The sequence below is a fragment of the Arthrobacter koreensis genome (assembly GCF_035792275.1).
GTDB lineage: Bacteria > Actinomycetota > Actinomycetes > Actinomycetales > Micrococcaceae > Arthrobacter_B > Arthrobacter_B koreensis_A.
Window position 1 is genome coordinate 105,475 of sequence record NZ_JAMWKK010000004.1, and the last position, 12,782, is coordinate 118,256.

A 12,782-nucleotide genomic window follows, 5' to 3' on the forward strand; every position below is an offset into this window, starting at 1 on the left:
GAGCTCATACGGGCAGTTTCTGTCATCTCGATGGGGAGGAAGGCTAGGCGACCGAGGTGCCGAAGACCATCCCCAGCAGGTAGGTCACCGCTGCGGCTCCCAGGCCGATGGCCAGCTGGCGCAGTCCGCGCTTCAGCGGGGAAGCTCCGGAGAGCAGGCCCACGACGCTGCCGGTCAGCACCAGGGCGATGCCCACCAGGGTGCAGGAGAGTACGACGGCGGCAAGTCCGCCCATCCCGAACAGGTACGGGATGACGGGGATGATGGCTCCCGAGGCGAAGAAGCAGAAGCTTGAAACCGCCGCACCGAGGCCGGTGCCGACCGTCTCGTGTTCGTCCTTGCCGGCTTCTTCCATCTTTTCCGGATGCAGGGACAGGGACGGGTCGCAGTCGCAGGAGTACAGGCCCATCCGCTCTGCCGCACGGTGTTCGGCGGCTTCCTTGGACATCCCCCGGGCCCGGTACACGAGGACGAGTTCATTGGCATCAATATCCAGCGACTTCGCCGCGGACAGGGTCACCTGGGTGGGTTTGGATGCCTCAAGCAGTTCGCGCTGGGACCGGACGGAAACATATTCGCCTGCGCCCATGGACAAGGCTCCGGCAAGCAGGCCTGCGATGCCGCTGAAAAGCACGAAAGTGCTGGAAACGCCGGTGGCGCCAATGCCCATGACGAGGGCCAGGTTGGACACCAGGCCGTCGTTGGCACCGAAGACTGCGGCGCGGAAGTTGCCGGACAGGCGGGTGCGGCCGCGGGTCGCGAGCCCGCGGACCACCTCTTCATGGATCTGCTCATCGGCAGCCATCGCGCTGGTGGCATTGGGATCATCACTGTAGGGGGAGCGGCCCTCCGCCCGCTGGGCGAGGGCCAGCACGAACACCGACCCGAAACGGCGGGCCAGCAGGCCAAGCAGCTGGTTGCGCAGGGACGGGCGCATCGGTTTGTCCGCTTCGGGGCCCAGCAGCTGGCGCCAGTGCGCCTCGTGCCGGCCCTCGGCCTCGGCCAGGGCCAGCAGGATGTCCCGCTCTTCGCCCTCACGCCGTTCGGCAAGGTAGCGGTAGGTGGCTGCTTCGGCCTGTTCATCGGCAAGGTACTGACGCCACCGGCGGCGTTCCGCGGGAGTGGACTGCGGGCGCTCAGGGGGAGAGTCCCCGTGGGCTGATTGGTTGTTCACAAACGCTCCTGGTCATGGCCGGAGCAAGCGGGGAGGCTCCGGCCAGCAATTGATAACTGGCCGAAGGTCTCGCTCGCCCCGGTGCCATGCACCGCGGGTGGACTGCCGGGCTGCGTGCGCAGCCAGTATGTCGACAGGCCTCGGTTCAAATTCCAATTTCGATGCGGCCGGAGCCGAAACTAAGATTGGAGGTGTACCGGAGCTACTCCCCTTCAGCTTTTTAGTGTAGCCCAGACCAGCCGTACTTCTCCCAGGAGGATGAGCGAGACTATGCAGGTCTACCTACCCCGGGCCGGGTACCTGAGCACGGTCCAGCAGCGGATAGAGTTCAAACCGTGAGTAAAGCTTCCAAGGGACTCCCTGACTTTCACCGGCCGTGGACACGCCACTACGCCGAAGGCGTGCCGCAAAACCTCAAGCTGCCCAAGGGTTCGCTGGTGGACATGGTGGAGGACTCCATCAGCAAGTACGGTTCCAAGCCGGCCCTGCAGTTCTTCGGCGCCACCACCAGCTACCGGGAAATGGGTGAGCAGATCCGGCGCGCCGCAGCAGGCCTGAAGCGCCTCGGCGTCGGACCCGGGGACCGGGTGGCCCTGGTACTTCCCAACGCACCGCAGCACGTGGTGGCCTTCTACGCCGTCCTGCGCCTGGGAGCGGTGGTGGTGGAGCACAATCCGCTGTACACCGACCGCGAACTCCGCCACCAGTTCGAGGACCACGGAGCAACCGTCGCAATTGTGTGGGACAAGGTTGCGGACCGGATCCAGTCCCTGCCCGCAGACATCCCCGTGCGGACCATCGTGTCAGTCGACCTGATCAGCGCCATGCCGCGCACCACCCGCCTGGCGCTGAAGCTTCCCCTGCCCGCCGCCCGCCGCAGCCGCAGTGCCCTGGCGCCTGACAAGAAACCGCGAAGCGCCGGGCGCCGGGTCCTGACGTGGAAAGAGCTGCTGGACAACCGTCCGCTGCCGCGCCGCCATCCGCATCCCAAAGAGGATGACCTCGCAGCCATCCAGTACACGTCCGGCACCACGGCCGACCCCAAGGGCGCAATGCTCAGCCACGCCAACCTCATGGCCAACGCCGCGCAGGGCCGGGCCTGGATTCCGGGCCTGCGGATGGGCAAGGAAACCGTTTACGGTGTCCTGCCGATGTTCCATGCCTACGGGCTGACCCTGAGCCTCACCTTTGCCATGAGCATCGGTGCCAAGCTGGTCCTGTTCCCCAAGTTCGACGTCGACCTGGTCCTGAAAGCGGCCAGGAAGACGCCGCCGACCTTCCTCCCGGCCGTGCCGCCGATCTACGACCGCATTGTGGCCGGTGCCGAGGAGCAGGGTCTTTCCCTGAAGGGCGTCCGCTTCGCCATCTCCGGAGCCATGAACCTTCCGGCAGCCACGGTGGACGCCTGGGAGAAGGCAACCGGCGGCTACCTGATCGAAGGGTACGGCCTGACGGAGACGTCGCCGGTGGCGCTGGGCAACCCCATGGGCCCCACGCGCAAGGCCGGGACCGTGGGCGTTCCGTTCCCGCTGACTGACATCAAGGTGGTGGATCCCGAGGATCCCACGAAGGAACGCCACCGCGGCGAAGCCGGCGAGCTGCTCATCCGCGGTCCGCAGGTCTTCCAGGGCTACTGGAACAAGCCGGTGGAAACCCGGGCTGCGCTGCTCGACGGCGGCTGGTTCCGGACCGGGGATATAGTCTCGGTGGACGACGACGACTTTGTCACCATCAGGGACCGGATCAAGGAACTGATCATCACCGGAGGCTTCAACGTCTCTCCCTCCGAGGTCGAAGAAGCCCTGAAGCGCCACCCGGCCGTAGCCGAGGCCGCTGTTGTGGGGCTGACCCGGATCGGCGGGGGAGAAGAAGTGGTGGCCGCCGTCGTCGCCCGGCCTGACATGAAATTCGACGCCGATGAGCTGCGCTCCTACGTGCGCGCGGAATTGGCGGCCTACAAAGTGCCGCGGCGCATCGTGCAGATACCGGACCTGCCCCGGTCCCTGATCGGCAAGGTGCTCCGCCGGCACGTCAAAGAGTCTCTGCTGCACAAAGGATCCGGCCACGAGGCCGGACCCACAACCTAGACGGGGGAAAACCCATGGACAGCCAGCCCGGCTCCAGACAGAACGTGCCCGAGTCGAGAAGGCTGCAGGGATATTGGAACGACGGCCTCGGCCATGCCGCCCTGCGTTCCGCGCAGGTGCTGCTTGTACTTCTGCTGGTGAGCGTAGGCGTCTACGCCCTCACACAGGTGACCCTGGTGGTCATTCCGCTGCTGCTGGCCCTGATCCTGGCAGCCGCCATCGCGCCGTTCGTGAACTGGCTGCGCCGCAAGGGCTGGCCGGGGGCGCTTGCCACCGGTACGTCCTTCCTGCTGCTGCTGGCCGTTTTTGGCGGACTGGTCACCGGCATCGTCTTCGCGGTGCGCAGCGAGTGGTCAACCCTGGTGGACCAGGCAGTGGCAGGCTTTGACGAACTGTACTCAATGGTCCAGGACGGCCCCTTCGCCTTTGACGATTCGGTGATCTCCGACGCCCGGGACTCTGTCCTTGAGTTCGCAACTTCCTCCAGCGTGGGCAACGGAGCCATCGCCGGGATTTCGGCGGCAGGTTCCTTCGCCACCGGGTTTGTCCTGATGGCAGTGGTCCTCTTCTTCTTCCTCAAGGACGGGGACAAGATCTGGTCCTTCATCCTCCGCTGGTTCCGCGGTGAGCGGCGGGAGAAAGCCGCCCTGGCCGGCGCCCGCACCATGGAAGTCCTGGGCGGCTACGTCCGCGGCACCGCGATTGTCGCCGCCGTCGATGCCGTCTGCATTGGCGCCGCGCTGTTCATCCTCGGCGTGCCGCTGGCGCTGCCCCTCGCCGTCATCGTTTTCGTGGGCGCCTTTATTCCGCTGGTAGGTGCCACCGCGGCCGGAGTCCTGGCTGCGCTGATCGCCCTGGTGGCGAACGGCCCCGTCGTGGCCCTGATTGTTGTGATCGTGATCATCGCGGTGAACCAGCTTGAGGGCAACTTCCTGCAGCCAGTGGTCATGGGCCGGACGCTGAGCATCCACGCGCTGGTTATCCTGCTCGCCCTCACTGCCGGAACGATCCTGGCCGGCATCATCGGCGCGATCCTCTCGGTCCCGATTGCCGCCGTCGGCTGGGCCGTGATCAAGGTCTGGATAGGCGAGGACACCGGTGATCCCGAAGAAGTGGCGGAAGTCGCCTCGCCGGAGCAGGACAAGGATCTGGATGCCGCCGAAAAGGGAAGCACCGGGGCCGGACGGGCAGGGGATTAACCGTCCGGACCCGGTGCGGTACTGGGGGCCGGCAGCTGCCGGCGTTGTAAGTCACGAAACTATTGTTTACCCACGCTAATGGGCGCCTGAGGCACGGGTCAATTAGTGTGAAACGTGCAGCAACGGCTCGATCCTTTTGAAGCCGCGCCGCAGGCAACGCTTTCCGGAAACAGCCGGGAGGCTCAGACGTGGGAACGAAAGGACGGCTGCGCGCATGAAGGCACTGTCGGTTGAACCGAGCAACGCCCCGATTGCCATTGGTTCCCGGATCCGCGCGGCACGGCAGGCGCGCCACCTGACCATTGAGCAGGTAGCGGATTCCACCGGCCTGACCAAGGGTTTCCTCAGCCGGGTGGAACGGGACCTCACCTCTCCGTCGGTGGCTTCGCTCGTGACCCTCTGCCAGGTGCTTTCGATCTCCATCGGCGACCTGTTCCTGCCGCCGCAGACCACCCTGGTGCGCTGGCCTGAAGCGCCGGGAATCAACCTGGGCGGCAACGGCATCAACGAGCGGCTGGTTACTCCGCGGACCGAACGCCGGGTCCAGGTCATCCGCTCGGAAATTGTTCCCGGGGGCGCCGGCGAGGCGGACCTGTACTCCGTGGACTGCGACGTCGAGGTGCTGCACGTCGCCGAGGGCCGGCTGGAACTGATTTTCACTGCGGAGACCATGAACCTCACTGCGGGGGACACCGTCACCTTCCCCGGCAAGGAACCGCACTCCTGGCGCAACCCGGACCAGGACGCCTCCGCCGTGGTGATCTGGACGCTGGTCAGCCCCGGCTCCGCCTAGTTCCCTTCCCAACCGGGCGGTGCGGCGAGCAGAGTGGGCGCATGCATCCGGACCGTGAGCTCACCGAACGCCGCCTTGCCCGCTTCCTCGCCCAGCGGCTGCCCCCTTACCTTTGGACCTCGTCCGCTCCCCTCCAGGCTGCGGCCTGGGATGCCCCGGCCGAGCCGGTCAGCTTCACCGAAGCCGCTGGTCAGGACTACCAGCCGGTTTCCACCGGTGCCCGCTGGGGCCGGCCCTGGGGCACCACCTGGTTCCGGCTCACCGGCACGGTGCCCGAGGCACCTCCGGGATTTGCGCCTGAGGCGCTGATCGACCTGGGGTTCAGCATGGACATGCCCGGCTTCCAGGCGGAGGGACTGGTCTACGACGCCGAAGGCAATGTTCTCAAAGCCCTTGAGTCCACGAACATGGCCGTACCGCTGGACGCGGAGCCGGGAAGCAGCCTGCTGCTCTGGGTGGAGGCCGCGGCCACCCCAAACGTCATTGGGAACTTCAGTTTCCTGCCAACACCGCTGGGTGACCCCGAATCGGCGGGCAGCGAACCCCTGTACGTCTTCCGCCGCGCAGATACCGCGCTGCTGGATGAGCAGGTCTGGGCCCTCGCCCAGGACTTTGCCGTGCTGTGGGGCCTGATGCATGAACTCCCCATGGACTCCCCGCGCCGCCACGAACTGCTCAGGGCCATGGAACGCGCTGCGGCCGCCGTGGACCCCCAGGACGTGTCCGGCACGGCAGGCGCCGCCCGCGCCCTGCTCGAACCCGCGCTCAGCGCACCCGCTGCAGCCAGCGCCCACCGGATCCACGCCGTCGGGCACGCGCACATTGACAGCGCCTGGCTGTGGCCGGTGCGCGAGACCAGGCGTAAGGTGGCCCGCACCTTCGCCAATGTGCTGGCGCTGATGGACAAGGACCCGGAGTTTGTCTTCACTGCCTCCTCAGCCCAGCAGTACGCCTGGCTCCAGGAAGACCACCCGGCGCTGTTCGCCCGCGTTGCCGCCCGGGTTGCGGAAGGACGGTTCGTCCCTGCCGGCGGGATGTGGGTCGAGGCGGACACCAACCTTCCCTCCGGAGAGTCGCTGGTCCGGCAGTTCACCTTCGGCAAGCGCTTCTTCATGGAAGCGTTCGGTGTTGAGCCGCTGGACGTGTGGCTGCCGGATTCCTTCGGCTACTCCGGCGCCCTGCCCCAGCTCATCCGTGCGGCCGGCTCGCGCTGGTTCCTGACGCAGAAGCTGAGCTGGAACGAATCCGACGTCATGCCGCACCACACGTTCCTGTGGGAAGGGATCGACGGGACCCGGGTCTTCACCCACTTCCCGCCGGTTGACACCTACAACTCCGCCCTGACCGGACAGGAGCTGGCCCGGGCCCAGCGGCAGTTCCGGGAAAAAGGTGCCACGAACCTCTCGCTGGTTCCCTTCGGCTGGGGCGACGGCGGCGGCGGACCTACCCGGGAGATGCTCGCCGCCGCGCACCGCACCGCGTCACTGGAGGGTTCGCCGCGGGTGGAGCTCTCCAGCCCGCAGGCATTCTTCACCGCGGCGGAAGCCGACTACGCCGACCCGCCCGTGTGGTCCGGCGAAATGTACCTCCAGTTCCACCGCGGCACCTACACCTCGCAGGCCCGGACCAAACGCGGCAACCGCCGCAGTGAGGCACTGCTCCGGGAAGCGGAACTGTGGGCCTGCACGGCCGCTGTCCGCTCGGGCACGGACTATCCCTACACGGAACTTGAAGCCGCCTGGAAGACCGTGCTGCTGGGCCAGTTCCATGACATCCTGCCCGGTTCTTCCATCGCCTGGGTGTACCGCGACGCGGAACGGGCGTACGCGGAAACCGCAGCCCAGCTTGAACAGATCATCGAACGCTCCCAGCGGCCGCTGGCCGGTGACGGTGCCGGTTCCCTGGTCTTCAACGCCGCGCCCGTGGCCCAGCAGGGCATTCCGGCCATGGGAGCGGCCGCCGAACCGGCGGAACCGGCGGCGGCGCGGATCCAGGCGTACGACGGCGGCTGGCAGCTCTCCTCCGGCCACCTCACGGCCCGCTTCTCGCCCACGGGTGCCCTGGTGTCGCTTCGAGGTGGGAGCGGGCGTGAGCTTGTAGTTCCCGGCGGGGAAGCGAACCAGTTCCAGCTCTTCCGCGACACCCCGGCGCAGTGGGATGCCTGGGATATCGATGCGGCGGACCGGGCCGGTGCGACCGTGCTCCGCGGCGGACTCACGCATGACGGAGGGGACAGCCTGATCCTGGAATGCACGTTCGGCGGTTCGTCCCTGCGGGAGGAAATCACGCTCAGCCCCGACGGGCGCGCCCTGGACCTGCAGATGGACGTGGACTGGCATGAAGAGCAGAAGCTGCTGAAGCTCGCCTTCCCGGTAGCCGTGCTCGCTGACCGGGCCTCGGCTGAAATCCAGTTTGGGCACATCCAGCGCCCCACTCACGCCAACACTTCCTGGGACCACGCGCGCTTCGAAGTTCCCGCCCACCGCTGGGTGCATGCGGGGGAGCATGGCAGGGGCGTAGCCCTGGCCAACGATTCAACCTACGGCTATGACATCTCACGGACCGGATCCAGGGATGCCGGCACCGGGACCCTGCTGCGCGCCTCCCTGCTGCGGGCGCCGCTTTTCCCGGATCCCGGAGCGGACCAGGGCCGGCACACGTTCCGGTTCTCGCTGCGTCCGGATGCCACCGTGGCAGAAGCCGTGCAGGACGGATACCGCCTGAACCTGCCCCTGCGGACGGTCAGCGCTGCCGGCGCCGGCAGTGTGCCTCCGCTGGCGGTCCTCACCCCGGGGAGCGTTCTGGTGGAAACGGCCAAGCTCGCCGACGACCGCTCCGGGGACGTGGTCCTGCGCCTCTACGAAGCGCTCGGCGGGCACACCAATGCCGTCCTTACCGCAGGTTTTCCGGCCCGCACGGCGGTGCAGACAGACCTGCTGGAACGGCCGGTGGACGGGGCAGCGGAACTGCCGCGGCGCGGCGACGGCCGCTGGGAGCTGGGCTTCAGGCCCTTTGAAGTGAAGACCGTGCGCCTGGCCCGGTGAGCCGCTCCAGATAGTCCACCGCGCCGTTGATGTCCGTTCCGTTGGACCGGTAGCCGATGTACCCGTCGGGGCGGATCACCAGTACCTCCGGCCGCCGCGGCGAGAGGCCCAGCCGTTCAAAGGCCAGACCACTGACGTCTTCGATGATGCCGGGACCGGAGGCGGTGAGCGTGCTTCCCACCACCAGGCGCTGCACACTGAGCAGCCGGCCGAGGCCGGCCAGCGCGGCGTGCAGCTGCTGCGGAGTATCCTCCGGCCAGCCGGGGCCGGTGAGCAGGATGTGGAAACCGGGAGCGGACACCAGGTCCTGCAGCCGGCGTTCCTTCTGCTGGTAATGTACGACGGCGTCCGGCAGCCGGTCGCCCGGGCGCGGCCCGGAGGCCAGCACGGCGGGAAGGCGGTTGGCAGCAGAGGCAGTCATGGTGCTGCCGCGGTAATGGATGCCCAGCTGGGACATGGTGCGGAAGGCACGGCTGCGCAGGCGCTCGCTGGCGGCCAGCGACGGAGCCAGCGCGGGCAGCAGCTTGGTGCGGGGGAGCTTCGCCAGGGCGCTGCGGCTGGTGGCCAGCTTGAAGAGCCGGTCCGTGAACCCGACGATGCCGCGGGCAACCGGCCGGCGTTCGGCGTCGTAGCTGTCGATCAGCTCGTCGGCAGCCAGCCCCTGTGCACCCAGTGCGAGCTTCCAGCCCAGGTTCAGCGCATCCTGGATGCCGGTGTTCATGCCCTGGCCGCCCACGGGGGAGTGGACGTGCGCGGCGTCGCCGGCCAGGAACACGGAACCGGACTGGAAGAACTCCGCCATCTGGTGTGAAAGCCGGAAGCTGCTGATCCACTTGGGGTCGTGCAGCGTCAGGCCGCCGCCGGAGAACTTGTCCGCGATGCCCTGCAGGTATTCGAGGGTGGCGGCGCTGTTGTCCCCGCGCTCCTTGAAGCTGATCATGCGCCAGGATGCCGGCTGTCCCAGCGGGAAGAGCACCATAAAGCCGTCGTCGGTCGGGTAGGCGTGCACGGCGCCGGGTTCAACGCCGTCAACTTCAAGGTCTGCCAGGACGAAGGTGTCTGCGTAACCGGAACCGCGGAAGTCCATGCCGGCCCGGCGGCGCACGGTGCTCTCGGCGCCGTCCGCACCCACGACGTAACGTGCCCGGATCCTGTCGATGCCCCGGTCCTGGCGCTGGACCCGTGCCTCCACGCCGGCAAAGGGATCCTCCGGGTCCAGGCGCTCAAGCTCCAGCAGCTCGGCACCGCGCTCAACGCGCACTCCGCGGGCACCAAGGTAGGCAAGCAGGATGCGTTCGGTTTCGGACTGGGGCAGGAAAAGCAGCTGCTGGTGGGCGGAGTCTTCAATGCCGATGTCGAAGAGGCCAATCTGGACCGTCTCGTCGGGCAGGTGCAGATGCAGCTGGTGTGCGGGGGTTCCGCCCCGGGCCATCTCCGCGCTGATGCCGAAGGGCCGCAGCGCCTCCAGGGTGCGCGGCTGCACAGCCAGTGCCCGGGACTGGGTCGAGGGACCCTGCCGGCGGTCGATGATCCTAAAGCTCGTTCCGTAACCGGCGAGCTGGGCTGCAAGGGCCAGCCCGGTGGGTCCGGCACCCACAATCAGGACATCGACGTCGTAGTTCATTCCATCATTGTTCGCATAGGAAACCCGGTCCGCCATAGTCACAGCCTAGTCTTGACGCCGACGGCTGTTCCACTTTAGCCTTCCGATAAACATTTGATGCCTATTGGATAACTTTCGGCCTCCCTGCGGGTAGGCTCGGAATTCAGGCGCCAGACCCTAGCGAAACCGGAGAAACACAACAGTGGATATGTCCCAGAACCAGCCGCGCATCAACACCAACGGCAAAGTAGGGCCGATCGACGCCGCGCAGGTTCCGCGTTACGCAGGGGCTGCCACCTATGCGCGCCTTCCCCGGCTGGACCAGGTGGAGCGTGCCGACGTCGCCGTGGTGGGTGTTCCCTTTGACACCGGCGTCTCCTACCGTCCCGGCGCCCGCTTCGGCGGCAACCACATCCGTGAGGCATCCCGGCTGCTGCGCCCGTACAACCCGGCGCAGGACACCTCCCCGTTCGCGAACCTGCAGGTCGCCGATGCAGGCGACCTGGCGGTGAACCCGTTCAACATCAACGAGGCCATTGAGACCATCCAGGCCGGTGCGCTGGACCTGACCGAAGGCGGAACCCGGCTGCTGACCCTGGGCGGGGACCACACCATCGCCCTGCCGCTGCTGCGTGCTGCCGCTGAGCGTGCCGGCGAACCGGTGGCGATGCTGCACTTCGATGCGCACCTGGATACCTGGGACACCTACTTCGGTGCCGAGTACACCCACGGCACGCCGTTCCGCCGTGCGGTGGAGGAAGGAATCCTGGACACAGAGGCCATTTCCCATGTGGGTACCCGCGGGCCGCTGTACGGCAAGAAGGACCTGGAAGATGACCGCCGCTTCGGGTTCGGCATCGTGACCAGCTCGGATGTGTTCCGGCAGGGTGTTGATGAAGTCGTCGCGAAGCTGCGGGACCGGATCGGAAACCGGCCGCTGTACATTTCCGTGGACATCGACGTGCTGGATCCCGCGCACGCCCCGGGCACCGGAACCCCGGAAGCCGGCGGCATCACCAGCCGCGAGCTGCTGGAGATCCTGCGCGGCATGCGCGGCATGAACCTCATCGGCGCGGACGTGGTGGAAGTGGCCCCGGCCTACGACCACGCGGACATCACCGCCGTTGCTGCTTCCCACGTGGCCTACGACCTCATCACGCTCATGGGAATGGACGCATGAGCACCGAACCCGGGGCCGCAGTGCGCAACGGCGGGGACCTGGTAATCGAAACCCTGGAAGCGCTGGGCGCCACCACGGTCTTCGGCATCCCCGGGCAGCACGCCCTGGGGCTGTTCGACGCGCTCTCCCGTTCCACACTCGAGTTCGTTTCCTCCCGGGTGGAGAACAATGCGGCGTTCGCGGCTGACGGCTTTACCCGCGCCACCGGAAAGGTCGGCGTCCTGTTCCTTTCCACCGGGCCGGGCGCCCTGACGGCGCTGGCCGGGCTGCAGGAGGCCTATGCCACCGGAGTACCCATGGTGGTGGTGGCCAGCCAGATCCCCATCGAGGGTCTGGGTGCCCGGCGGCGCGGAATGCTGCACCAGCTCGATGACCAGAAGGCGTCCGCGGCCAACGTCACCAAGAGCCAGCGCCTGATCCAGCACGCGTCCGGAATTCCTTCAGCCATCCAGGATGCCTGGACCGAAGCGATCTCGGCGCCCATGGGGCCGGTGTGGGTCGAGGTGCCGCAGAACGTGCTGCTGGCTCCCGTGATGGTTCCGGCCGTCGAAGACGCGCTTGCCGAGCCGTTCGACAACCCGCCGCGCAGCGAACTCGTCACCGAAGCCGTGAAGTGGCTGGGTGCGGCGAGGCGGCCGGCAGTCATTGCCGGCGGCGGAACCCGGCGCGGCCGGGCCGAAGAATCGCTGCTGTCGCTCGCGGAAAAGCTCCACGCGCCGGTGATCTGCACCCCCGGCGGCAAGGGTGCCTTCCCCTGGGAGCACCCGCTGTCCCTGCAGTCCTGGGTGGAAGACCGGTACGCAACGGACCTGCTGGAAGACGCCGACGTCCTGCTGGTCATTGGCTCGTCACTGGGCGAAGTGACTTCCAACTACTTCACCTTCGCTCCGCGCGGGCGGATCATCCAGATCGACGCCGAACCCCGGGTGCTTGAATCCAACGGGCCGGCACTGGGCATTCGTGCCGACGCCGGCCAGGCCCTGGCCGCGCTCGACGCCGCACTGCCCGTGCCGGAAAGGGTCCCGGACTGGCGCGGGAAGACTGCCGAGGAAGTCACGGCAGCTACCCTGGCCCGGATCACCGCACGGCTGGATGACCAGGACCTCGGCCTGGAACGGAAGTTCATGGCAGACATCCGGGCCGCCGTGCCGTCCGGCATGCAGACCTACTGGGACATGACCATCGCCGCCTACTGGGCCTGGAGCTGCTGGGACGCCAGGTCCGGCCAGTTCCACTCTGCGCAGGGCGCAGGCGGGCTGGGCTACGGCTACCCCGGCGCCCTCGGCGGAGCGGTGGGAACCCGGGAACGTGTCCTGGCTGTCTCGGGTGACGGGTCGGCGATGTACTCGATCGCCGAACTTGCAACCGCGCGCCAGCATGACCTGCCGGTTACCTGGCTGATCGTGGACGACGGCGGCTATGGAATCCTGCGCGAATACATGGTGGATGCTTTCGGCAAGGCTACGGCCACGGAGCTTGCCGGACCCGACTTCGTGAAGCTCGCCGAATCCTTCGGTGTTCCGGCCCGGCGCACTGATCCTGACGGCGTGCGGCAGGCACTGGAAGAATCGTTTGCACAGGAAGGGCCGAATGTCGTGGTGGTCCAGACGCTGCTGAGGCTGTTCGCGCCAACACACCTGGATAGCTAAACGTCCGGAAACCTCCCAGTTGCCGGCGGTAAAGTTACCTCAGGCAACTAAGG

General features: G+C 67.2%; 8 protein-coding genes. 6 read left to right on the forward strand and 2 right to left on the reverse strand.

Annotated features, from left to right (window positions below):
• Positions 1–43: 43 nt before the first annotated feature.
• Positions 44–1,174: a VIT1/CCC1 transporter family protein gene (locus tag NGB94_RS05425; protein WP_325789592.1), complete on the reverse strand. Its 1,131-nt coding sequence runs from the start codon at positions 1,172–1,174 to the stop codon at positions 44–46.
• 335 nt (positions 1,175–1,509) lie between these two features.
• Between NGB94_RS05425 and NGB94_RS05430 the strand changes: the two genes are divergently transcribed.
• The 4 genes from NGB94_RS05430 (at position 1,510) to NGB94_RS05445 (ending at position 8,297) form a co-directional block, all read left to right on the forward strand.
• Positions 1,510–3,261 carry a long-chain-fatty-acid--CoA ligase gene (locus NGB94_RS05430; protein WP_325789593.1) on the forward strand — a complete coding sequence of 584 codons (1,752 nt, stop codon included), beginning with the start codon at positions 1,510–1,512 and terminating at the stop codon, positions 3,259–3,261.
• 14 nt (positions 3,262–3,275) lie between these two features.
• Complete coding sequence (locus NGB94_RS05435) at positions 3,276–4,460, forward strand: AI-2E family transporter (RefSeq protein ID WP_325789594.1); 1,185 nt, start codon at positions 3,276–3,278, stop codon at positions 4,458–4,460.
• Between the two features lie 214 nt (positions 4,461–4,674).
• On the forward strand, positions 4,675–5,253 hold the full coding sequence (locus tag NGB94_RS05440) for a helix-turn-helix domain-containing protein (protein WP_325789595.1): 579 nt from the start codon (positions 4,675–4,677) through the stop codon (positions 5,251–5,253).
• Positions 5,254–5,294: 41 nt separating this feature from the next.
• Complete coding sequence (locus tag NGB94_RS05445; protein ID WP_325789596.1) at positions 5,295–8,297, forward strand: alpha-mannosidase; 3,003 nt, start codon at positions 5,295–5,297, stop codon at positions 8,295–8,297.
• On the opposite strand, the gene NGB94_RS05450 is transcribed toward NGB94_RS05445, so the two are convergent.
• A complete protein-coding gene (locus NGB94_RS05450) occupies positions 8,257–9,921 on the reverse strand; it encodes an FAD-dependent monooxygenase (RefSeq protein WP_325789597.1) in 1,665 nt (554 codons plus the stop codon). The two genes, NGB94_RS05445 and NGB94_RS05450, sit on opposite strands and share 41 nt — an antisense overlap.
• A gap of 187 nt (positions 9,922–10,108) precedes the next feature.
• On the opposite strand from NGB94_RS05450, the gene speB reads away from it, so the two are divergent.
• Both speB and NGB94_RS05460 read left to right on the forward strand, forming a co-directional pair.
• A complete protein-coding gene (speB, locus tag NGB94_RS05455) occupies positions 10,109–11,080 on the forward strand; it encodes an agmatinase (RefSeq protein ID WP_325789598.1) in 972 nt (323 codons plus the stop codon).
• Positions 11,077–12,729 carry a thiamine pyrophosphate-binding protein gene (locus NGB94_RS05460; protein ID WP_325789599.1) on the forward strand — a complete coding sequence of 551 codons (1,653 nt, stop codon included), beginning with the start codon at positions 11,077–11,079 and terminating at the stop codon, positions 12,727–12,729. The genes speB and NGB94_RS05460 overlap by 4 nt, the downstream gene beginning before the upstream one ends.
• The last annotated feature ends 53 nt before the right edge of the window (positions 12,730–12,782 follow it).

Bases quoted from the DNA above. Each gene is read 5' to 3' on its own strand.
- NGB94_RS05435 (WP_325789594.1), top strand. From the start codon at position 3,276: ATGGACAGCCAGCCCGGCTCCAGACAGAACGTGCCCGAGTCGAGAAGG.
- NGB94_RS05440 (WP_325789595.1), top strand. From the start codon at position 4,675: ATGAAGGCACTGTCGGTTGAACCGAGCAACGCCCCGATTGCCATTGGT.
- NGB94_RS05445 (WP_325789596.1), top strand. From the start codon at position 5,295: ATGCATCCGGACCGTGAGCTCACCGAACGCCGCCTTGCCCGCTTCCTC.
- NGB94_RS05450 (WP_325789597.1), bottom strand. From the start codon at position 9,921: ATGAACTACGACGTCGATGTCCTGATTGTGGGTGCCGGACCCACCGGG.
- speB (WP_325789598.1), top strand. From the start codon at position 10,109: ATGTCCCAGAACCAGCCGCGCATCAACACCAACGGCAAAGTAGGGCCG.
- NGB94_RS05460 (WP_325789599.1), top strand. From the start codon at position 11,077: ATGAGCACCGAACCCGGGGCCGCAGTGCGCAACGGCGGGGACCTGGTA.